Annotated in this window: 16 protein-coding genes; 13 read left to right on the plus strand and 3 right to left on the minus strand. The window is 70.3% G+C overall.

The window, feature by feature from the left end; translation table 11 throughout:
* Nucleotides 1-49: 49 nt before the first annotated feature.
* Complete coding sequence (locus ACVN90_RS03495; RefSeq protein WP_475100791.1) at nucleotides 50-775, plus strand: lysostaphin resistance A-like protein; 726 nt, start codon at nucleotides 50-52, stop codon at nucleotides 773-775.
* A gap of 58 nt (nucleotides 776-833) precedes the next feature.
* On the opposite strand, the gene galU is transcribed toward ACVN90_RS03495, so the two are convergent.
* Complete coding sequence (gene galU, locus ACVN90_RS03500) at nucleotides 834-1,727, minus strand: UTP--glucose-1-phosphate uridylyltransferase GalU (protein WP_475100792.1); 894 nt, start codon at nucleotides 1,725-1,727, stop codon at nucleotides 834-836.
* Between the two features lie 150 nt (nucleotides 1,728-1,877).
* On the opposite strand from galU, the gene ACVN90_RS03505 reads away from it, so the two are divergent.
* The 9 genes from ACVN90_RS03505 to ACVN90_RS03545 all read left to right on the plus strand — a co-directional run bounded on the left by ACVN90_RS03505 (nucleotide 1,878) and on the right by ACVN90_RS03545 (nucleotide 12,963).
* The gene (locus ACVN90_RS03505) at nucleotides 1,878-3,893 is read left to right on the plus strand and encodes a hypothetical protein (RefSeq protein ID WP_475100793.1); all 2,016 of its coding nucleotides are present in this window, start codon (nucleotides 1,878-1,880) and stop codon (nucleotides 3,891-3,893) included.
* Between the two features lie 45 nt (nucleotides 3,894-3,938).
* Nucleotides 3,939-4,973: a hypothetical protein gene (locus ACVN90_RS03510; protein WP_475100794.1), complete on the plus strand. Its 1,035-nt coding sequence runs from the start codon at nucleotides 3,939-3,941 to the stop codon at nucleotides 4,971-4,973.
* Nucleotides 4,970-5,746, plus strand: coding sequence for an HNH endonuclease signature motif containing protein (locus ACVN90_RS03515; RefSeq protein WP_475100795.1), 777 nt, complete (start codon nucleotides 4,970-4,972; stop codon nucleotides 5,744-5,746). Before ACVN90_RS03510 ends, ACVN90_RS03515 begins: the two co-directional genes overlap by 4 nt.
* Nucleotides 5,747-5,982: 236 nt before the next feature.
* A complete protein-coding gene (gene rplM / locus ACVN90_RS03520) occupies nucleotides 5,983-6,429 on the plus strand; it encodes a 50S ribosomal protein L13 (RefSeq protein WP_109210436.1) in 447 nt (148 codons plus the stop codon).
* A 25-nt stretch (nucleotides 6,430-6,454) separates the two neighbouring features.
* Nucleotides 6,455-6,931: a 30S ribosomal protein S9 gene (rpsI, locus tag ACVN90_RS03525; RefSeq protein ID WP_056371198.1), complete on the plus strand. Its 477-nt coding sequence runs from the start codon at nucleotides 6,455-6,457 to the stop codon at nucleotides 6,929-6,931.
* Between the two features lie 16 nt (nucleotides 6,932-6,947).
* Nucleotides 6,948-8,306, plus strand: a complete 1,359-nt coding sequence (glmM, locus tag ACVN90_RS03530) for a phosphoglucosamine mutase (RefSeq protein WP_475100796.1) — start codon at nucleotides 6,948-6,950, stop codon at nucleotides 8,304-8,306.
* A gap of 486 nt (nucleotides 8,307-8,792) precedes the next feature.
* On the plus strand, nucleotides 8,793-10,823 hold the full coding sequence (locus tag ACVN90_RS03535) for a hypothetical protein (protein ID WP_475100797.1): 2,031 nt from the start codon (nucleotides 8,793-8,795) through the stop codon (nucleotides 10,821-10,823).
* An 84-nt stretch (nucleotides 10,824-10,907) separates the two neighbouring features.
* Complete coding sequence (locus ACVN90_RS03540) at nucleotides 10,908-11,744, plus strand: universal stress protein (RefSeq protein WP_475100798.1); 837 nt, start codon at nucleotides 10,908-10,910, stop codon at nucleotides 11,742-11,744.
* A 178-nt stretch (nucleotides 11,745-11,922) separates the two neighbouring features.
* A complete protein-coding gene (locus ACVN90_RS03545; protein ID WP_475100799.1) occupies nucleotides 11,923-12,963 on the plus strand; it encodes a LacI family DNA-binding transcriptional regulator in 1,041 nt (346 codons plus the stop codon).
* A 55-nt stretch (nucleotides 12,964-13,018) separates the two neighbouring features.
* Here ACVN90_RS03545 and ACVN90_RS03550 read toward each other — a convergent pair whose 3' ends face one another.
* Both ACVN90_RS03550 and ACVN90_RS03555 read right to left on the minus strand, forming a co-directional pair.
* On the minus strand, nucleotides 13,019-14,668 hold the full coding sequence (locus ACVN90_RS03550) for a glycoside hydrolase family 32 protein (RefSeq protein ID WP_475100800.1): 1,650 nt from the start codon (nucleotides 14,666-14,668) through the stop codon (nucleotides 13,019-13,021).
* A 197-nt stretch (nucleotides 14,669-14,865) separates the two neighbouring features.
* Complete coding sequence (locus ACVN90_RS03555; RefSeq protein WP_475100801.1) at nucleotides 14,866-16,479, minus strand: glycoside hydrolase family 68 protein; 1,614 nt, start codon at nucleotides 16,477-16,479, stop codon at nucleotides 14,866-14,868.
* Nucleotides 16,480-16,676: 197 nt separating this feature from the next.
* Between ACVN90_RS03555 and ACVN90_RS03560 the strand changes: the two genes are divergently transcribed.
* The 3 genes from ACVN90_RS03560 to ACVN90_RS03570 are packed head-to-tail and all read left to right on the plus strand — an operon-like array spanning nucleotide 16,677 to nucleotide 20,096.
* The gene (locus tag ACVN90_RS03560; protein WP_475100802.1) at nucleotides 16,677-17,765 is read left to right on the plus strand and encodes a LacI family DNA-binding transcriptional regulator; all 1,089 of its coding nucleotides are present in this window, start codon (nucleotides 16,677-16,679) and stop codon (nucleotides 17,763-17,765) included.
* Nucleotides 17,766-17,806: 41 nt separating this feature from the next.
* Nucleotides 17,807-19,096, plus strand: coding sequence for a sugar ABC transporter substrate-binding protein (locus tag ACVN90_RS03565; protein ID WP_475100803.1), 1,290 nt, complete (start codon nucleotides 17,807-17,809; stop codon nucleotides 19,094-19,096).
* A gap of 58 nt (nucleotides 19,097-19,154) precedes the next feature.
* On the plus strand, nucleotides 19,155-20,096 hold the full coding sequence (locus tag ACVN90_RS03570; RefSeq protein WP_475100804.1) for a carbohydrate ABC transporter permease: 942 nt from the start codon (nucleotides 19,155-19,157) through the stop codon (nucleotides 20,094-20,096).

Below are 20,096 nucleotides of genomic sequence, written 5' to 3' on the forward strand. Positions count from 1 at the left end.
CTCGCGCCCGGGGTCTTCGTCGTATACCCGGGGCTCGGGGGGTGTGCCGGTGAAGGACTCGGACGTCACGGCGGTCCGCCGTGCGTGGCAGCATCCGTGGGCGGCCGTCGCGGTCGCCGCGGTGGGGGCGCTCCTCGTCGCGGTCGTGATCCTGTGGCTGCCGTCGGTGCATTCAGCGCTCGTGCGGTGGCCGGCCGTCGTCGTCGCCGTGATCGACCTGCTGCTGCTGTCGGCTCCGCTGCTGGGGGCGGTCATCGTCGCCGTGCGGGTGTCGGGCGACGGGTTCCGGGCAGCGGTGGGCCTCCGGGGATTCTCGTGGATCGACCTCGTCGCCGGCCTGGGCGTCGGACTTGTCGCGCGGGCGCTCGTGGAGCTCGTCGCACCTACTTATAGAGGTGGGCTCGCCGGCGGGCTGTCGGGCGGTGGGTTCGACGCGACGGCGGCGATCATCGTCGGGCTCGCGGGAGCCGTGCTCGTGACTCCGTTGATAGAGGAGCTGTTCTTCCGCGGACTGCTGCAGCGGGCGCTCGGTGACGCACTCGCGGGGGCCGGGCGGCTCCTCGCAGGAGTGGTCGCGGTCGCGGTGGCGACGGCGATCTTCACGGGGCTGCATGCGCTGGCTTCGGGGACGTCGGTGCCTGTCGGCCTGTTCCTCGGGACCGTGGCCGTGGGACTCGGATGCGGCGTGCTCACGGTGCTGACCGGACGCCTCGCGGGAGCCCTCATCGCGCACGTCGCCTTCAACGCGATCGGTGTGGCACTGCTGGTGTGGTGACGCGTGCGCGAAACGGATGCCTCGGGTCGCGGCATCCGTCCCGCTTTCAGGTGTGCGCTCAGCCGAGCTGAGGCGCGAGTTCCTTGATCCAAGCGGCCAGCTCGGGGCCGAGGTCGTCGCGGTCGAGGGCGAGCTGGATGCTGGACTTCAGGTAGTCGAGCCGGTCTCCCGTGTCGTAGCGGCGGCCGCCGAACACGACGCCCAGCACCGGGCCGGCGATCTGCTCGTCGTCGGCGAGCACCTCGAGCGCGTCGGTCAGCTGGATCTCGCCGCCCTTGCCCGGCTCGGTGCGCTCGAGCACGTCGAAGATCTCGGGCTTGAGCACGTAGCGGCCGATGATCGCCAGGTTGCTCGGCGCCTCCTCCGCCGAGGGCTTCTCGACGAGGGCATTGATCTTGACGATGTCGGTCTCGCCGGTCGCCTCGACGTCGGCGCACCCGTACAGGTGGATCTGACTGGGCTCGACCTCCATGAGGGCGACGACGGTGGCCGACTCGCGCTGCGAGACCTCGATCATGCGCGAGAGCAGCGGGTCGCGCGCATCGATCAGGTCATCGCCGAGCATCACGGCGAACGTCTCGTTGCCGACGTGCTTGCGCGCGCGCAGCACGGCGTGACCGAGACCGCGCGGGTCGCCCTGGCGGACGAAGTGCACGTCGGCGAGCGAACTCGGATGCATGACACGCTCGAGCTTGGTGAGGTCGCCCTTGCGGTGGAGGGTGTCCTCGAGCTCGGTGACGCGGTCGAAGTGGTTGGCGAGGGCGTTCTTGTTACGTCCGATGATGACGAGGACGTCGTCGATGCCCGCAGCCACCGCCTCTTCGACGACGTACTGGATGGCGGGCTTGTCGACGACGGGGAGCATCTCCTTCGGCATCGCCTTGGTGGCGGGAAGGAAGCGCGTGCCCAGACCGGCGGCGGGGATCACTGCTTTGATCGACGGTGGTTTCATGAGGAGAACATTAGAGAGGCTCCGTGAACCCGGTGTTACAGATGACATGAACAGCGTCAGACGGGAGTCGACGAGGCGATCGGGTACGGCGGGGCGCGCAGCATCCGTTCCTCTCTATATAAGGAGGATGCCGCGGGTACCGTTTCAGGTATGGATTCGCCTTTCGACGACCCCGAGTTCCGAGCGCAGCTGGAGGCGATGGGCGTGAAGTACTCGCCCGGCTCTGGGCAGCGCATGCTCGACGAGATCGCGCCGCTGCTGGCCGCGGAGGGCATCGACCTCGACGATCTCGACGGTGCCGACATCGACGAGGTGAACGCCGCACTCGCGCGGGCGACGGAGCGACGCAACCTCGAGCTCGTCACGCCCGTCGGCCCGCAGCGTGCCGACGCGCTCGCCGTGCTGCGCGAGTTCTCGGTGGGGTTCGCGGATGAGCGCGACCCGACTCCCTTCGACGTGCTCGATTCGGTCCAGGCCGAGCCGTCCCACGGTGCGGCGGCGATCTCGCACGTCATGGGGGTCGCAATCGGGTTGCTCGACGACTGGTACACGAACCCCGAGTGGGACGCCGTGCTCGCCGGCACCCGGGTGCGCCGCGGTCCCCGGGCTGCCCAGGCGGCTGCGAAGGATCTGCTCGCGCTGGCCCGCAAAGGCCGGGCGTTCGCGTCGATCGGCCGACTGCACCGGGGACATAGCGGGCTCGCGATCTTCCAGGGCGCGGCGCTGCTCGTCGCGGACGGGATCGGGCGCCGGGCGGACGCGGAGGGCGTGGACGTGCGGGCGATCGCGGTGCGCGAGCTCACCGGAGCGCCACGACTGCGGCTCGTGCCGGATGAGGGCGGCTCGCGGGCGGGTGGCTCGGGAGCGGGTGCGGGTGCGGCGTTCGGGGCGGGTTCGGGTGGCTCCGGTTCGGGTGGATCGGGAAGCAGCTTCGTGCGCGACGGGGCGTCGGTGAGCAGCTTCGTTCGCCCTGCTGTGCTGGGCTCGCCTGCCCCGGGTGCGGGGCGGGCGTCGGGCGGCAGCATCCGTTCTCGTGATCAGGCTCTGGTGCGCGAGTTCGGGGGCTGGCTTCGGCGGCAGGAGGCGATCGCGGCACCGGAGCCTGCTCAGGAGGTGGAGCTGTTCGAGGTGCTGCAGTCTGTCGCGCGCGGGAACGGCCTCGATCTGCGCGAGCCGGACGACATCGATGAGCTGATCGATGTCGTGCTCGACCTCGAACAGGACGACCCCGATGGCGATGAAGCTGTCGAGCAGGCCCTGGAGACGCTGCACGACTACGTGCACTTCCGGCTGGAGACCGACGCCGACCCCGCGGCGTGGGATGACGCCCACGAGGCGATCGAACTGGCGCTCGATGAGTTCGATCCTGGGCGAGCGGTCGTCATCGAGGCGGTTGCCGCCACGCACGCTGTCGACCTTTCCGAGCGACGTGCGGTGCTGGCCGCGGTGCCCATGATCGCCGGTGTCGACCGGCTGCTGGAGTGGGTCGGCACGGGGCGGCCGGTCACGTCGAGCGGGGCGGTGCGACGCGCGGACATCGAGGTCGTCGCCGGCATGGTCGGTATCGCGGCCGTCGGTGTGGCCAAGTACTCCGGATCGTCGCCGGGGGCGTCGCGAGGCGGCGACGAGGTGATGGGCGGCGGTGCAGGACCGGCGGCGGGCGCGCCCGTGGAGGCGCTGTCGATGTTCGACCTGCCGTTGGTGACGGCGTGGTGGGAGGCGCTGCAGATCGCCGAGATCATCAGCGTCTCGACGACACGCGTGCGACGTGCAGCGGCGGCTGAGCGGTGGGGGATGGAGGTGGCGGCGCGCGACGAGGACGCGGCGGGGCTCGAGCTCGCCGAGCAGCTGATCGGGCTGGTGGTCGCGGATCTGATCACGCGTGACGGGCTGATCGACGCGGGTGAGTTCGGCGCCGAACTCGTGGAGACCCGTGTCGAGGCGGTGCTCGGCTTGGTCGACCCCGAGCCGTACGCGCTCGATGAGCTGTCGCCGGTGGAGCAGTACGTCGTGAGTCGGCTGGTCGTCGATCTGGAGATGCTCGGACTCGCAAGCGTTGAGGAGTCGGGGCTGACGGTGCCCGACGCGCTGAAGGGGCCGGTCGCCCAGGGGGCGATGCTCGGGCGGGCTTTCCTCGCGGCGGCGATGACGGGGGAGTTCGAGTAGGCGAACGCAGATTCGAATGTCGGGCGTTGGTGAGATGCTTCAGGTATGAACATCCTCACCGATCTGCAGGGCCGTCTGAATCGGCTCGCGGCATGGTCGGAGCTGGACGTCGATGCTGAGGCGCTCCCCTCGAGCGCGGCGCTGTTGAGTGATGCGTCGGTGCTCGAGATCCTCGCCGAGGTCGGCGCCATCGCGAACGATGCCGACCGGTTGCAGGCGGTGATCGCGGGGGTCGCGGCCACGAGGTCGTCGCGGGATCGCGGACAGGGCGGACTCGCCGCCGGGCAGGGGTTCTCGACGCCCGAGAAGATGATCCAGTCGATCACCGGCGGCACGAGGGCCGACGCCGTGCGTCAGGTGCGCGTCGGCAAGTCGTTGGTGGAGGGGACGGATGCTGCGCCCCCAGCGCTTGATCTGCGCATTGGGGTTGGGGTTGCGGGGGTGTTGGGGCTTCCGGGGTTCGGCGACGACGACGGCGTCGATGCGCGCGTCGAGGCGCCGGTGCGCGTGGTGCCGTGGGATGAGCCGCTGCGGCGAGGGCTGCTCGAGGGGCGGCTGACGACGGCGCAGCATGACGCGATCCGGCGAGGGCTCGGCGAGCCCCGGGTGGCGACCGCTGAGCGTGGCGCGGAGGCCGTGCCGGACGCGAACGATACGCCCGCCGGCGAGGGCGAGCCCGGTGAGGGCGACGTCGCCGGCGCGGATGGATCTGAGGCGCCGGGCGGTGACGGCGATCCGGTGAGGGAGTCGATGCTGTTCCCGCCGGCGGACCCGGCCGACGAGGCCGCCCGCGAAGCGATGGTGCGTGAGGCGTGGATGCTGGCGGCGGAAGCGCTCGCGGTGGAAGCGTCGGGGCTGCCGGTGGAGGAACTGGCGAAGCGCGCGCGGACCATGCGAGACATCCTCGACCCGGTCGGAGCCGAGGAGCGCTACGGCCGGCGGTTCGACGATTCCGCATGTGGACCGATGCCGACGGGCAGGACCGCGGCACGATCGCCTTCGACGACGAGATGGGGGCGTTCGTCCGGTCCATGCTGGCCGCCGGGCTGCGTCCGCGACGCGGTGGCCCGCGCTTCATGACGGACGAAGATCGCGCGGAGGCCGAGAACCTCATCGATGACCCGCGCACGAACGACCAGCTCGCGTATGACCTGCTGATGGACATCATCCGTGCCGGCGCGCTTGCCGAGGCGAAGCGGGTGTTCGGATCGCGGCAGCCGGGCGTGCGCATGGTCGTCGTCAAGGACGCCGGACCCCGCGATGCCTTCGGTCGACTTCTCGCGGTGGGCCACGACAGCGACGGCGGGTGCGCCCCGCCGGGTTCGGTGATCGATCGCAATGCGTGCGCAAACGGGTTCATCGAGGTCATCGTCGACCCCGAGGGCAACCCGTTCGACCTCGGGCGAGAAGCCCGCATGTACTCGGGTGCGCAGCGGCTCGTGCTCGCCGTCCGCGACGGCGGCTGCGTGTGGCCGGGTTGTGACCGCCCACCGTCGTACTGCGAGGCGCACCACATCGACCACTTCGCAGAGGGTGGCAAGACTGACGTGGATCGCGGCGTGCTGCTCTGTCGCTTCCACCATATGAAGCTGCACAACACCGGGTGGCGCATCACCAGGGACGGGAAAGGTTCGTTCCTGCTGCGTCCGCCCGCCGGCGAAGGCGCCCCGATCGTGCTGGTCTCCAAGGCGGCGTGGAGTTGGGCGTGGGATCCGCCCCGACCACCCGACCGAGCCGAATGGCGACAACCACCCGACGTTCCACCAAGACCCGGAGGACCGGGAGGGTGGATTCCCGAAACGCAGAGTTCGACAGAGCGTGCCAGGGGTAGCGGATTGAGAACCGGTACCTGACCGAGGAGGGGCACGCTCGGCGTGGCGACCCCGAGTCGGGGAGACCTGCCGGTAGAGCGTCGGTTTGGCCGAGGCATCCGAGTCGCGTACTATTGATCTTTGGTGTCCGGCTCAGCTGACCCGGCACCGCGAACGTGAGCCCTCCACTGGCGTGTTCGGTCCCTCGTCGAGAGACAGAACCACCCCGGAGTGGGATTCACGAACCTCTCCGTTCGAATCAAGAAAGCAGCACTACTGTGACGCGCACTTACACCCCCAAGGCTGGCGAAGCCCAGCGCGAGTGGCTGGTCATCGACGCGACTGACGTCGTCCTCGGCCGCCTCGCCTCGCACGCTGCCGCGCTCCTGCGTGGCAAGCACAAGGCGACCTTCGCCCCCCACGTCGACATGGGCGACTTCGTCATCATCATCAACGCCGACAAGGTCGCACTGACGGGCCAGAAGCTCGAGCAGAAGAAGGCCTACCGTCACTCGGGCTACCCGGGCGGCCTCAAGTCGGTCACCTACTCGGAGCTCCTCGAGAAGAACCCGGTCCGCGCCGTGGAGAAGGCCGTCCGCGGCATGCTCCCGAAGAACACCCTCGGCGCCAACCAGCTGTCGAAGCTCAAGGTGTACCGCGGTGCCGAGCACCCGCACGCCGCGCAGAAGCCCACCGCGTACGTTTTCGACCAGGTCGCCCAGTAAGCGCCGCACAGAACAGGACACACTGATGGCGAACATCGAAGAAACCCCCACGAGCTACTCCACCGAGTCCACCGTCGACGAGACCGTCGTCGCCGCCGAGCGCCCCGTGCTCTCGGTCTCGGGCGCCGCAGTCGGTCGCCGCAAGCAGGCCATCGCCCGCGTGCGCGTCGTCCCCGGCTCGGGCACCATCACGGTCAACGGCCGTGCGTTCGAGGACTACTTCCCGAACAAGCTCCACCAGCAGCTCATCACCGACCCGTTCACGGTCCTCAACCTCACGGGTGCGTACGACGTCATCGTCCGCATCTCGGGTGGTGGCCCCTCGGGCCAGGCCGGTGCGCTCCGCCTCGGCATCGCCCGTGCGCTGAACGAGATCGACGTCGAGAACAACCGCCCGACCCTCAAGAAGGCCGGCTTCCTCTCGCGCGACGCCCGCGTCATCGAGCGCAAGAAGGCCGGTCTCAAGAAGGCCCGCAAGGCGCCGCAGTACTCGAAGCGCTGATCGGCTTCCATTCCGTATGCCGATCTTTGGCACGGACGGGGTGAGGGGGCTGGCCAACGGCCCCCTCACCGCCGATCTCGCACTGTCCCTGGCCCAGGCGACCGCCGTCGTCCTGGGCCAGGGTCGTTCCGCCGAGGCGCGTCGCGCCGCGGGCAAGCGGCTCACCGCCGTCGTCGCCCGCGACCCGCGCGTCTCCGGCGAGTTCCTCTCCGCCGCGGTCGAAGCCGGCCTCGCCTCGTCGGGCGTCGACGTCTTCGACGCCGGCGTGCTGCCGACCCCCGCAGCGGCGTTCCTGATCGCCGACATGGATGCCGACTTCGGCGTCATGGTCTCGGCATCCCACAATCCCGCACCCGACAACGGCATCAAGATCTTCGCCCGCGGCGGCGTGAAGCTGCCCGACGAGGTCGAACAGCGCATCGAGGCCGCCATGGCCGGACCGAAGCTGATGCCGACCGGCGCCGAAGTCGGCCGCATCCGCCGCTTCGCCGACGCCGAGGACCGCTACGTCGTCCACCTGCTCGGCTCGCTGCCGAACCGCCTCGACGGCCTCCACGTCGTGCTCGACTGCGCGCACGGCGCGGCATCCGGTGTCTCGCCCGAGACGTTCCGCGACGCCGGCGCCAAGGTCACCGTCATCGGCGCCGACCCCGACGGGTGGAACATCAACGACGGCGTGGGCTCGACCCACCTCGACCAGCTCGCCGAGCACGTCGTACGCGTCGGTGCCCACGTGGGCATCGCGCACGACGGCGACGCCGACCGCTGCCTCGCGGTCGACGCGAACGGCAAGGTCGTCGACGGCGACCAGATCATGGCGATCCTCGCGGTGTCGATGAAGAACCGCGGCGAACTCAAAGACGACACCCTCGTCGCCACCGTGATGAGCAACCTCGGACTCCACCGCGCCATGTCGGCTCACGGCATCCACGTCGAGACCACCGCGGTCGGTGACCGCTACGTGCTCGAGCGCATGAACGAGCGGGCCTTCTCGCTCGGCGGCGAGCAGTCCGGCCACGTGATCATGAGCGACTACGCGACGACCGGCGACGGCCTCCTCACCGGCCTGCACCTGGTCGCCGAGATGGCTCGCACCGGCAAGACGCTCGAAGAGCTCGCGTCGATCATGACCGTGTACCCGCAGGTGCTGGTGAACGTGAAGGACGTCGACCGCTCCCGCGCCGCCACCGACGAGGGAGTTCAGGATGCCGTGGCCCGCGCCTCCGCGCAGCTCGGCCTCTCGGGACGCGTGCTGCTGCGCCCGTCAGGCACCGAGCAGCTCGTGCGCGTGATGGTCGAGGCATCGTCGGAAGACGAAGCCCGCCGCCACGCCGACGAGCTCGCCGGCGTCGTTCGCGAGCGACTCTCGCTGTAGTTCGGCTCGGTCTGCTCGAGACCAGCACAGGGTGGATGCCCGCACGCCCAGCGTGCGAGCATCCACCCTTCGGCGTTTCTCCGGGGGCGGGCCGGGCCGCGATTCCCGGTGTATGCCGTGAAGGGAATGGATTCCGGTCGAGCGACACGGCATGGCTGGAGCGATCGTCGTGAGGCAGTGCCACGCGGGTCGGACGTGCGATCCGAGTGGCGTGTGCGGCCGGCCCGGTCGTGTATCGGCGCACGTGCGTGTCCGGATCTGCGCGGCGTCTGCGTTTCGATAGCTGATCGCGGGTTTCTCACCGCGTGCCTATCGTCGGCGGCATCGGCGCATCCGGTCGAAGATCGAGCCTCGCCGACCCCCATCGTCGAGCCGGGGGTTCCGGGGAAAACCCCCATGTGACGCGTCGTGGCGCCGACATACACTGGCGTCCTTCTCAGCGATGAGGAGGGGAGATCGAGCATGGGCGTTCGCAGCAAGCCTCGCGTGCCACACAGCGATCGACCGCGGGATGCCGCGGATCAGAGCGACCTGGAGGCCGAACGCGCTCGCGAAGAGGCGCTGGCCGGTCTGTTCGGCCCCCTCGCCGCCGGGGAGCGCCAGCAGCCGATCGCCATGACGGCGGCCAGCGCTCGTCTGATGGCTCGCCATGGAGCAGCGGCCGTGACCCTGCCCGCATCGGCGCCGACGGTCGCCGGGCTGGTCACCGTTTCTTCGGGCGCGGTGACCGCGCGAACGAGTGCGCAGAGCGCCGCCGCGGCGCCGCTGGGGGCGAGCGCGCCAGAGGCTGCTCCAGGGCGAACGGAGGGGAAGGGACGGGTGTCACCCGCTCCGCTCGACGCGCTGCAGGCCGACGGCGCGCACGAAGCCGAGCGTGGGCCGACAGTGATCCGTGAAGCAACCGTTGCCGCGATTGCGCCGACCGCTGCGATCGCGACGGCCGAGACCGCTGAGCTCGACGCCGCTCCTCAGACTGCGGCGGTCGGGCCTGGGGACCCGGCCGCCGCGCTGGCGGCGCCGAAGATGCCCGCGGTGATCAGGGATTCGGCCAAGGAATTGGGGACGGCGCCCTCGGCGCCAGCGGTGGTCGGCGGTGGGGATCCGCACACCGCGTTGGGGATGGCACCCGAGGTGCCGGCGGTGGTCGGGTCTGGGGACCCGGCCGCCGCGTGGGGCGCGGCGCCGCAGATGCCTGCGGTGGTGGGAACCGGGGGTTCAGCCCAGGCGTCGGGGATGGCGCCCGCGATGCCTGCGGTGGTGAGGCCGGGGGACCCGGCTCCGACGTTGGGGACGGCGCCGGAGACGCCTACGGAGGTCGGGTCTGGGGACCCGGCCGCCGCGTGGGGGACGGCGTCGGAGATACCTGCGGTGATCTGGGGTGGAGACCGGGCCGCCGCGCAGGCAACGGCGACGATGACGCCGGCACCGATCGCAGATCCGGAAGAGAAGCCGACGCTCGCGCCTGCCACGGCGCGATCCGCTCACTCGGGCACGACTGCGGCCGCGCCGCGTTCCTCTCGCCCGGCACGCCGCAGGGGCGCGGTGAAGTGGGGGCTGGTCGCAGCATCCGTCCTCGTCGTCGCGGCGGTCGCCATCGGCGGAGCCCTCACCGTGCAATCTGCCCAGGCTCGCGATCGCCTCGTCGCCGCCGTCGCTCAGTGGGATGCGGCCGAGCAGGCGGTCGCAGATTCGCAGAGCGACCTGGACGCCGCGACGCTCGACTACCGCGCGGTCGGCGCGCAGAGTCAAGAGGCCGTTGCAGCTGTCGGCCCGGTGCTCGCCCAGCTCGCGGGCGTGAGCGACGAAACGTCGCGGCTCGCGGCGCAGGCGGCACTCGATGCGCTCACGGCGCAGGGGCTCGCCGAGCCCGCGGCCGAGACGGCCCAGTACGCTCCCGCCGAGATCGACACCACCGATCTCACGGCGCTCACGACCGGCGCCGCGGCCGCCGCTGCCCACCGGGATCAGCTCGCCGCGGCCGCCTCGGATACGCGCGCCGCCGCGGCGGCTTTGGAGGGGCAAATCGAGGAGGCACGCTCCGCGCTCTTCGCTCTCGGAGACTCGCTGCCCGCGTGGGCCGAGCGGATCGTGGCAGAGAACCCGCTGCCCGCTGCGCCCCTGCACGACGCCGTCCGCGGCGCTGCCGGCGGCGCCGCGGCGGCCACGGACCAAGCGGCTGCGCTGGAAGCCATGGGATCATACGCCGCCGCCGTGGCGGCGCTGCGCGACGAACAGGCCAAGGTGGCCGCGGAGCAGCTGCGGCTGCGCGAGCTGGAGGAGCAGCGCGCACAGACGCCCCGCTCCCCGCGGACGGAGGCCGCCGTGCCCGATCCCGCACCCGCGCCGCAGCCGGCCCCGGGGACAGGACAGTCCACGGTTCCCGAACCGGCGCCCCAACCGGAACCACAGCCCGAACCGCAACCGGAACCGCAGCCTGAACCGGAGCCCGAACCGGAGCCCCAACCAGGCCCCGGCGGCGAGTGGCCGTGGCCCTGGCCGTGGCCCGACAACTCCTGATCGGCGCGCGGATTTCTCACGGGCCGACATCCCGCGCTGCGGCGTGCCGGCGGGCTAACGTGGAGGCATCCGAGAGGAGCCAACGTGGGTGAACCGATCGTCGTGGGAGTAACGGATGCCCCTGCCGCGCAGCGCGCAGTGGAATGGGCGGTGAAGCGCGCGTCCGCTCATCGCCTGCCGCTCAAGCTCATCGAGGTCGTCGGCGGAGCCGTCGGCGCGGTCGGGGAGGACGAGGTGCTGGACGCCGCCGTCGCCGCGGCCCGGGAGCGGGTCGAGGCCACCGCATCCGCTCTTCCTCGCCTCGGTCTGAAGGTCTACATGCGCGTCGATCGCGGCAGTCCTGTCGCGGTGCTCACGGAGGCCTCCGCTCACGCGTCGCTCCTCGTCATCGGCAGCGATCACACCGGCAGCGGGGCGCACCGCCGTGGCGCTCACGGATTGCGCATCGCGGCCGGAGCGCACTGCCCCGTCGTCGTCGTTCCCGACGTCGACGTCTCGGGTCGCGCCGGCGTCGTCGTCGGCGTCGACGGGTCTTCGGTGTCGGAGAAGGCCGTCGCCTTCGCCGCAGCGGAGGCCGATCGACTCGGCGAGCCGCTCATCGCCGTGGCGGTATGGACCCCGCTCGAAGTTCCGCGCAACATGGGCGCGTACCCCGTGCAGTACCTCGAGAACATGGAGAAGCTCACGGCCGAGGCACTCGGGCTCTCGCTCGCGGGACTCGGCTCGCAATACCCCGACCTGGAGATCGTGCGCCGCGTCGAGCGCGGCTATCCGTCGCACATCATCAACGAGCTCGCGGCTTCGGCACGGCTCGCCGTGGTCGGATCGCACGGCCGGGGCGCACTCGCACGCTTCCTCCTCGGCTCCATCAGCCAGGAGGTGCTGGCGCGACTCGCCACCGTCACCGCCGTCGTGCGCTGAGGATCGCGCAGCGCGCACGGGCGCAGCATCCGTCCGCCCACCCGGTCGCGTCGCATCCCCGCGGATCCGGAATTCGGACCTCTGCGCGTTCTCCGGATCCGCGGGCGCGGACCGCTCCGGAGAGCGGCCGCAACACCGGATTCCGGATCGCGCCGGCCGCGCGCCATAGGCTGGGCGTATGTCTGGGAAGACCGGCGGGCGCGCGCGCGTCAGCGATGTGGCCGCCGCCGCGGGCGTCTCGGCGACGACGGTCTCGCATGCGCTGAGCGGCGCGCGGGCGGTGAACGCCGAGACGCGCGAACGGATCCTCGCCGTGGCGCGCGAACTCGGATACGTGCCCGACCGGGTGGCCAGCGGCCTGCGCCGCCGCCGCACCGGGATCATCGGCCTGATCGGCGACGACCTTGCGGCGACCCCGTTCGCCGGCCGCATCATCGAGGGCGCTCGTCGGGCCGGCCTCGAGCGCGACGTGCTGCTGATGGTTGCCGAGAGCGGCGGCGATGCCGACGCCGAGAGCGACCTCGTCGCACGGTTCCTCGCGCAGCGCGTCGACGGCCTCTTGATCGCACGGATGTATCACCAGCGCGTCGAGCGGCCCGACGTGCCCGACGGCGTGCCCGTCGTGCTCGTCGACGCGGCACCGGAGCCCGGCTGGGAGGTCGACGCCGTCGTGCCCGACGAGGCGCAGATCGCCGCGCTCGCCTGCGAGCGGCTCACCCGCGAGGGGCACCGCGAGATCGCGTATGTCGGGACCGTCGACGAGTCCCGCGCCGCTCGTGGCCGCCTGATCGGCGTGCGATCCGCTCTCGGCGACGCGGGCATCGCCCTGGCCGACGGGCGCCTCGACTTCTGCGCATCCGACGCCGCGGGCGGTCGCGAAGCGGGCGGACGACTCCTCGATCAGCCGGTCCCGCCCACGGCGGTGATCTGCTTCAACGACCAGATCGCGATGGGCGTGATGCAGGCCGCCGCTCGCCGGGGCATCCCCGTCCCGCAAGGCCTCTCCATCGTGGGGATCGACGACCTGCATCCCGTCGCCGACGCGCTCGACCCCGGGCTCACGACGATCGCGCTGCCCCACGACGAGATGGGCCGGTGGGGGATGACGCGCCTGCTCGACCGGATCGACGGCACGGCGCCCGCGCTCGGCGAGGGCCTGCACCTGCTCCGAGGCTGGCTCGTCGAACGCGACTCGGTGGCCGCCCCCGCGACTCGCTGATCTGCCACGACGACGCGTCGGACCGCCGCTACCGGCGTCAGCCCGTCGCCCGTCGCTATCGACCCGTCGATTCCCGCTCCACCGGCGCGATCCGCAGCGGCGTGAGAGCGGCACCAGTGACGGCAACGTGCTCGCGCGCCCCCTCGAGCTGAAGCCCTCGTTCGCCCGCCGTGCCGAACGTCGCCATCGTGAGCGCGGCGCGCCCGCCGCCCGCGAAGACCTCGATCGAGGCGGCGTCCACCACGATGTCGAGCTCGATCCGCCCGTCGGTGACGTCCACGGCCGCCGTGCGCACCTCGCGGTACGCCTCGGGCATCGTGCCGGCGACCCCGTCGGCGTCGCGTGCGACGAACACCGACCGTGCCGCGAAGTCGTAGCCGACCGTCGCGAAGCTGCCGTCGCCCGTCAGGACCTTCACCCGGAGTTCACCGCCCGGGCTCGCAGCATCCAATCGCAGTCGATACGCACCGGATGCCGGCACCGTGACGTCCACGGTGTCGCCCTCGCGCAGCTGCGCATCGTCGAGGCTCTCGGTGTCACCCGAGACCGCATCGAGCTCGGGCGCCGGCGTCGAATGCAGCGTCGCCCGCCCCTCGTCGTCGTGCAGCGTGATCGTCCGCACGAGCGAATCCGATCCGCCGTGCCAGTCCTCGGTCGGGAAGCTGCCGGCGTAGGCCCAGTTGTTCATCCACCCGATGCCGTACCGCGACGCGAGGCGCTCGGTCTCATCGAGACGCGGGTCGTCCCACGTGACGGCCGCGTAGTAGTCGGGGCCGTGGTCCAGCCACTGGTGGCCGGTGCCGTCGGCGGTGAAGCGCTCGCCGTCCCACTCGCCCACCCAGTACGCGGTGCCCGTGGTTCTGCCCTCGGCGGCGCCGTTCGCGCCCGCGACGAGCACCCAGCGCACGTCGTCGGGGTCGCCGTCGACCGCCATCGGGAACAGGTCGGGGCACTCCAGCACCCCGAGGTCGGCCGTGACGAAGTCGGACGCGTACGTCCACGAGCGAAGGTTCGGCGACGTGTAGAACCCGATCCGGTCGTGCTCGGCGAGGGCCATCACCCAGTGCCCGGCCGCGTCGTCCCAGAACACGCGGGGGTCGCGCCAGTCGGCGACACCGGGGTTGTCCATCACGGGATTGCCCTCGAACGACTCGAAGCGGTAGCCGCCGTCGCGCGAGACGAACAGGGACTGGCGCTGCACGCCGTCCACCTGCTGCGTCACCAGCGCGATCACAGCACCCTCGCCGAACCCGGCCGTGTTCTTCTCGTCGACGACCGCGGTGCCGGTCCAGATGTCGCCGAGCCCGTTCGTGTACTTGTCGATCGCGACGCCCTCGTCCCTCCAGTGCACGAGGTCGGTCGAGGTCGCGTGGTACCACGCGGTGCCGTTCCCGTCGGGGTAGTCGGCGTTGTAGAGGTAGTAGTAGTGCCACACGCCGTCGAGGAGGAACGGCTTCTGCGGGTCGTTCATCCAGTTGCTGTCGGGCGTGAGGTGCACGGCCGGCCGGTGCGGAGACCAGTCCGCCGGCCGCTCGGACGCGTCCGCCGTCGCGGACGGTGAGGGCGCAGCATCCGTCCCGCCGTCTGAGGGTCGCAGCACCGCGACCGCCGCTCCGAGCGCGATCGCGACCATAGCGATGGCCGCCGCCGCCCAGAGCAGGGCGCGTCGACGCGGGGTAGAGGTGCGGACGTCGTGAGCATGCATCGCAGGCTCCTTCCGGTTGCGGGCGGGGTGGGTCAGGGGGTGAACACCGCAGCGGCGTCGAACACGGCGCGCCGGCGAGGTGTCTCGTGGCGATCGTGGTGTCTGCCAGGGAGGGCAGGGGGAGACGGGGGAACGGGGGGAGAACGGATGCCTCGGCACGGGGCCGTGCCGAGGCATCCGCTCGACCGTCGATCAGGTCACGGCAGCGGCGTGACCTTGCCGCCCGGGTTGACGTTGATGTTCGCCGGGATGTCGGCGTAGCCGCCGAGCCCGCCGTTGCCGTATGAGTAGTCGACAGCCGACGAGGCGCCGTCGATGTCGATCTTGACGGTCGGCGCGAGCGTGCCGCCGCGGCGGAAGTCGCCCTCGGTGCCGATCGTGTCGATGAACGACTGCACCAGTCCGCCGGGCATCACGTAGTGCGAGTACGCCTGGAAATGCCCGATCGGCTGGTTGAAGTCCGGGGCGAACGGCTGCCCGCCCGCGAAGTTCAGATTCGTCGGGTTGCCCAGTGCCAGGCCCGAACCGGAGTTCATCGGCTGGTAGTCGCTGCGGATGCCGTCACCGACGAACCCGTAGACACCCTCGGGACCATCGATGCCGTTCGCGAACGTGCCACGGTGGCTGATCGTGAAGAGGTAGTACTTGCCGTCCTTCATGTAGATCTGCGGACGCTCGGTCTGGTCGGTGACGCAGTTCGCCGACAGGATGGGCGGCAGGAACTCCCACTCGGTGAGGTCCTTGTTCTTCGCCTTCGCGAGACCGACGTTGCCGATCTGGTACGTGGCGCCCGAGGCGTTCACCTGGTCGACCGACTCTGCGAAGGGATCGCCCTCGCGGTAGCCGAGGTCCTCTTCGTTGCACGTCGCCGTCTCGCGGGGCATGGCGGAGTTGCCCTCGAAGACCATGTAGGTCTCACCGGGGTGAGCCGGGTCCTCGAACGTGAACGGGTCGCGGAAGTTGAAGAACTCGTTCTGCGTACCGGTCTGGTAGTACGTGCCATCGGCCTGCAGCAGGTCGGTGACCTTGTCGAAGCCGGTCAGCTTCACGCCGTGCTTGTTGGCGTGCACCTTGCCGACGCTCAGCGCGATGCGCGGGTCATAGGGCTTGCGGTTGCTGCCGTCCTCGTTGCGGTAGAACGCGACGTCGGTGAAGAACAGCTTGATCTCGCCGCTCTTCGAGATGCGCGCCGAACCAGACCACTGGGTCTGGTGGCTGTACGACTGGTCGGGGAAGATCTTGCCGGTCACGCCTTCGTCGAAGACGAGGCCGCCATATGTCCAGCCGCCGTTCTCGGGGCGCTCGTCGGCGGGGACGCCGGCGGGACGATAGAAGTAGCCGATCTTCGCGAACACGTGCCGCTCGTCGAAGACGAGGTTGCGGTCGGCCACCAGCGAGAAGATGATCTCCTGGCCGTTGACGCTGTACTGGTTGGCGTCCTCATCGGTCAGCGGCCACGAGTCCCAGACCCAGACCTCCTCGTTGCTCATGTCGGGGAAGTCCTGCGGGACCGCGGGCATCGTGAGCTCGGCGGGCATCGAGTTCTGCTTCGAGCCCGCGGTCGGGTCCGACAGGCGCTTGAGCTGCCGGGCGTCCGCGCGGGTCCACTTCGCGGTGAAGTCGTCTTCGGGGTCGTACGCCTGCTGCGTGTGCTCGGTCGGCTGGGGACCGTCCTGCAGGTCGGGAACCGCCGTCGCAGCGGGCGCCGCGGCGGCTGCCGCGGGCAGGCCGACGAGCACGGATGCTGCGACCGCGGCGGCGGTGAGACCGCCGGTCAGGGCGCGCCTGACCTTCTTCGGGGGAGTGTGCATTTCTGATTCGCTCCTTGGATTCTCAGCTATGCAAATCGATTTGCATAGCGACCTCATCGTTGCACGTGCGAGGCGTTCCCGCACACCTGGATCCACGTGCATGAAGTTCGCCAAACCCCGCACTTGACGACCCGCCGTCGGGCGGTCCATAATCAAACCCGCTCGATAAATCGATTTAGCACAAGGGAGTGTCTCTCATGGCGAGGGCCCGTATCTCAGACGTCGCGGCGGCAGCCGGCGTCTCGGTGACCACGGTCTCGCTCGTCATGAACGACGTCGAGTCGCGCATCTCGGACGAGACGCGCCAGCGCGTCCGCGACGCGGCGCGCGCGGTCGGGTATGCCCCCAGCTCGGTGGCGCGAGGGCTCCGCACGCAGCGCACGCGCACGGTCGGACTCATCTCCGACCAGATCGCGACCACCCCGTTCGCCGGGCGCATGCTCGCCGGTGCGCAGGATGCGGCACGCGAGAACGGCCACCTCGTCTACCTGCTCGACACCGGCGGCGATGCCGCCATCGAGCGTGAGGCCATCGACGCGCTGGCCGCGCAGCAGGTCGACGCGATGATCTACGCGTGCATGTGGCACCGGATCGTCGACGTCCCGCAGGGCGTCCTTGCCAAGACGGTGCTGCTGGACTGCCGGCCCGCGGACGGCGGCTACCGCAGCGTCGTGCCCGATGACCGCGCCGGGGGAGCAGCCGCCGTGCGCGAGCTCGTCGCCGCCGGCCACCGGCGCATCGCCTACCTCGACACCGACGACCCGCTGCCCATCGCCTCGCGCCTGCGCCACGAGGGATACCTCGAGGCGCTCGCCGAAGCCGGCATCCCGGCCGATCCGGCGCTCCATGTCACCGGTGAGACCTCGGCGCACGGCGGCCGGGCGGGGGCCGCGCTCCTGCTCGACCTCCCCGAAGAGCAGCGTCCCACCGGCATCTTCTGCTTCAACGACCGCATGGCGGCCGGCGTGTACATCGCCGCACACCGCCGCGGCCTCGACATCCCGGGTGATCTGTCGGTCGTCGGCTACGACGACCAGCAGCTGATCGCCGCGGAACAGGATCCCCCACTCACCACCGTCGCCTTGCCCCATTACGCCATGGGCCGCTGGGCGATGGAGGTCGCGCTCGGCGTCCGCGCGGAAGGGGATGAGGACGCCACGCACCTGATGGAGTGTCCCGTCATCCGACGAGACTCCGTAGGCCCGCCGCCGGCGCAAGTCGCCAAACCGAACCGGCGACGGGCTTCACACACCGAGCGGCCGCCACAGGCGGCCCCCGATCGGTGACCCACGCGGGCGTGAGTCACCAAGAAAAGGAAACCACAACAATGCGCACAAGGACCCCGATCCTCGTGTCCGCGGGCCTGGTCACGGCGATCGCCCTGACCGGCTGCGGGCAAGCCGGCCAAGGCGACGCCACCACCGCGGACGGCCGCACACAGTTGACGATGTGGACCCACTCGGCGGGCAACCCCGCCGAGCTGGAGGTCTACGAGCAGATCATCTCCGACTTCAACGAATCGCAGGACGATTACGAGGTCGTGCACGAGTCGTTCCCGCAGGGCGCCTACAACGACGCGATCGTCGCGGCCGCAGCATCCGGTGATCTGCCCTGCCTCCTCGACCTCGACGGCCCGATCATGCCGAACTGGGCATGGGCCGGCTACCTGCAGCCGCTGGGCCTGCCGACCGAGATCACCGACTCGCTGCTGCCGACGGCGGTGGGCGTGTGGGACGACGAGATCTACTCGGCCGGCTACTGGGATGCCGCACTCGGCATCTTCGCGCGCAAGTCTGTTCTCGACGCCAATGGCATCCGCATCCCGACGATCGAGGAGCCGTGGACCGCGGACGAGTTCGACGCGGCGCTCGCCACGCTCAAGGACGCCGGCTACGAGACGCCGATCGACATCGGCGCCGAAGACACGGGCGAGTGGTGGCCCTACGCCTACTCGCCGTTCCTGCAGAGCTTCGGCGGTGACCTCATCGACCGCGACACGATGCTCTCGGCAGACGGCGCCCTCAACGGACCCGAGGCGGTCGCGTGGGGCGACTGGTTCGCCGGTCTCTTCGCCGACGGGTACGCCGGCAACAGCGGCACCGTCGGCAACCAGGAGTTCATCGACGACGAGGTGGCGCTCAGCTACACCGGCGTCTGGAACGCCGTGGCCGCGCTCGACGAGGTCGGCGACGACCTGCTGATCCTGCCCCCGCCGGACCTCGGCAACGGCCCGAAGATCGGCGGCGGCTCGTGGCAGTGGGCGATCTCGTCGGAGTGCAACGACGCCGACGGTGCTCGCGCGTACCTCGAGTTCAGCTTCCAGGACGAGTACATCACCGAGTTCGCCGACAAGCAGGTCGTGATCCCCGCGACGGATGCCGCCGCTCAGGCGTCGGAGTACTTCGGCGACGACGGCGCCCTGCGCCCGTTCGTGGAGTTCTCCGAGCAGTACGCGGTGCTGCGCCCCGAGACGCCGGCGTACGCGGTCATCTCGACGACGTTCGAGACGGCGGCGAAGGACATCATGAACGGCGCCGACGTCCAGGAGACGCTCGATCGTGCGGTGTCGGAGATCGACGCCAACATCGCCTCGAACGACGGCTACGGCTTCCAGTGATCCACCGTGCCGGCGGGGACCTCGAGTCCCCGCCGGCGCACTCTCCGAGAGATCTGTCATGACTGTCACTCCTCCGACGGTCGCCGCCGAAGAGCCTCGGCGCGCCTACCGTCGCTTCCGCTCCATCAAGGGTCGCGAGACCTGGGCAGGACTCGGGATGATCGCCCCCGCGGGCATCCTCCTCGTGCTGTTCCTCGTGATCCCGGTCGTCCTCGCGTTCGCGCTGTCGTTCACGAACGCCCGCCTCATCTCGCCGAACCCGCCGCGGTTCGTCGGCTTCGACAACTTCATCCGCGCCTTCACCGCCGACCCGGTGTTCGTGCAGTCGGTGGGCAACACCGCGGTGTTCGCGGTCGTGGTCGTGCCGGTGCAGGCCGCGCTCGGGCTGCTCCTCGCGGTGCTCGTCAACCGGCGCATGCGCGGCGTCACCGCCTTCCGCGTGATCTTCTTCATCCCCGTCGTGACCTCGATCGTCGTGGTCTCGATCCTGTGGAAGTTCATGTACCAGAAGGACGGCCTCATCAACGCGATGTTCGATGCGCTCACCTTCGGGGCGTGGTCGAACGTCGACTGGCTGAACGACCCGAAGACGGCGCTCGGCGCGATCATCGTGCTGTCGATCTGGCAGGCCGTCGGCTTCCACATGATCATCTGGCTCGCGGGTCTGCAGACGATCCCCGAGGAGCTCTACGAGGCCGCCAAGATGGACGGCGCGAGCCCGTGGCGCCAGTTCACGAACGTCACGTGGCCGGGCCTTCGGCCCACCATGGTGTTCGTCCTCGTCACGATCACCATCGCCGCCCTCGGCCTGTTCGTGCAGATCGACGTCATGACCCAGGGCGGGCCCGTGAACTCGACCTCGACCATCGTCTTCCACGCCGTGCGCAAGGGGTACGAGCAGCAGGAGATCGGGTACGCGGCGGCGATCTCCTTGATCTTCTTCGTCGCGGTCCTCGCCATCGCGCTCATCCAGCGCCGGATCACGCGAGAGAAGGACTGA

The sequence above is a fragment of the Microbacterium sp. F01 genome, from assembly GCF_056156365.1.

What these genes read in the sequence shown, in the direction of transcription:
- galU (WP_475100792.1), bottom strand. Translation starts at nt 1,727, where the DNA reads ATGAAACCACCGTCGATCAAAGCAGTGATCCCCGCCGCCGGTCTGGGC.
- ACVN90_RS03505 (WP_475100793.1), top strand. Translation starts at nt 1,878, where the DNA reads ATGGATTCGCCTTTCGACGACCCCGAGTTCCGAGCGCAGCTGGAGGCG.
- ACVN90_RS03510 (WP_475100794.1), top strand. Translation starts at nt 3,939, where the DNA reads ATGAACATCCTCACCGATCTGCAGGGCCGTCTGAATCGGCTCGCGGCA.
- ACVN90_RS03515 (WP_475100795.1), top strand. Translation starts at nt 4,970, where the DNA reads ATGACGGACGAAGATCGCGCGGAGGCCGAGAACCTCATCGATGACCCG.
- rpsI (WP_056371198.1), top strand. Translation starts at nt 6,455, where the DNA reads ATGGCGAACATCGAAGAAACCCCCACGAGCTACTCCACCGAGTCCACC.
- glmM (WP_475100796.1), top strand. Translation starts at nt 6,948, where the DNA reads ATGCCGATCTTTGGCACGGACGGGGTGAGGGGGCTGGCCAACGGCCCC.
- ACVN90_RS03545 (WP_475100799.1), top strand. Translation starts at nt 11,923, where the DNA reads ATGTCTGGGAAGACCGGCGGGCGCGCGCGCGTCAGCGATGTGGCCGCC.
- ACVN90_RS03550 (WP_475100800.1), bottom strand. Translation starts at nt 14,668, where the DNA reads ATGCATGCTCACGACGTCCGCACCTCTACCCCGCGTCGACGCGCCCTG.
- ACVN90_RS03555 (WP_475100801.1), bottom strand. Translation starts at nt 16,479, where the DNA reads ATGCACACTCCCCCGAAGAAGGTCAGGCGCGCCCTGACCGGCGGTCTC.
- ACVN90_RS03560 (WP_475100802.1), top strand. Translation starts at nt 16,677, where the DNA reads ATGGCGAGGGCCCGTATCTCAGACGTCGCGGCGGCAGCCGGCGTCTCG.
- ACVN90_RS03565 (WP_475100803.1), top strand. Translation starts at nt 17,807, where the DNA reads ATGCGCACAAGGACCCCGATCCTCGTGTCCGCGGGCCTGGTCACGGCG.
- ACVN90_RS03570 (WP_475100804.1), top strand. Translation starts at nt 19,155, where the DNA reads ATGACTGTCACTCCTCCGACGGTCGCCGCCGAAGAGCCTCGGCGCGCC.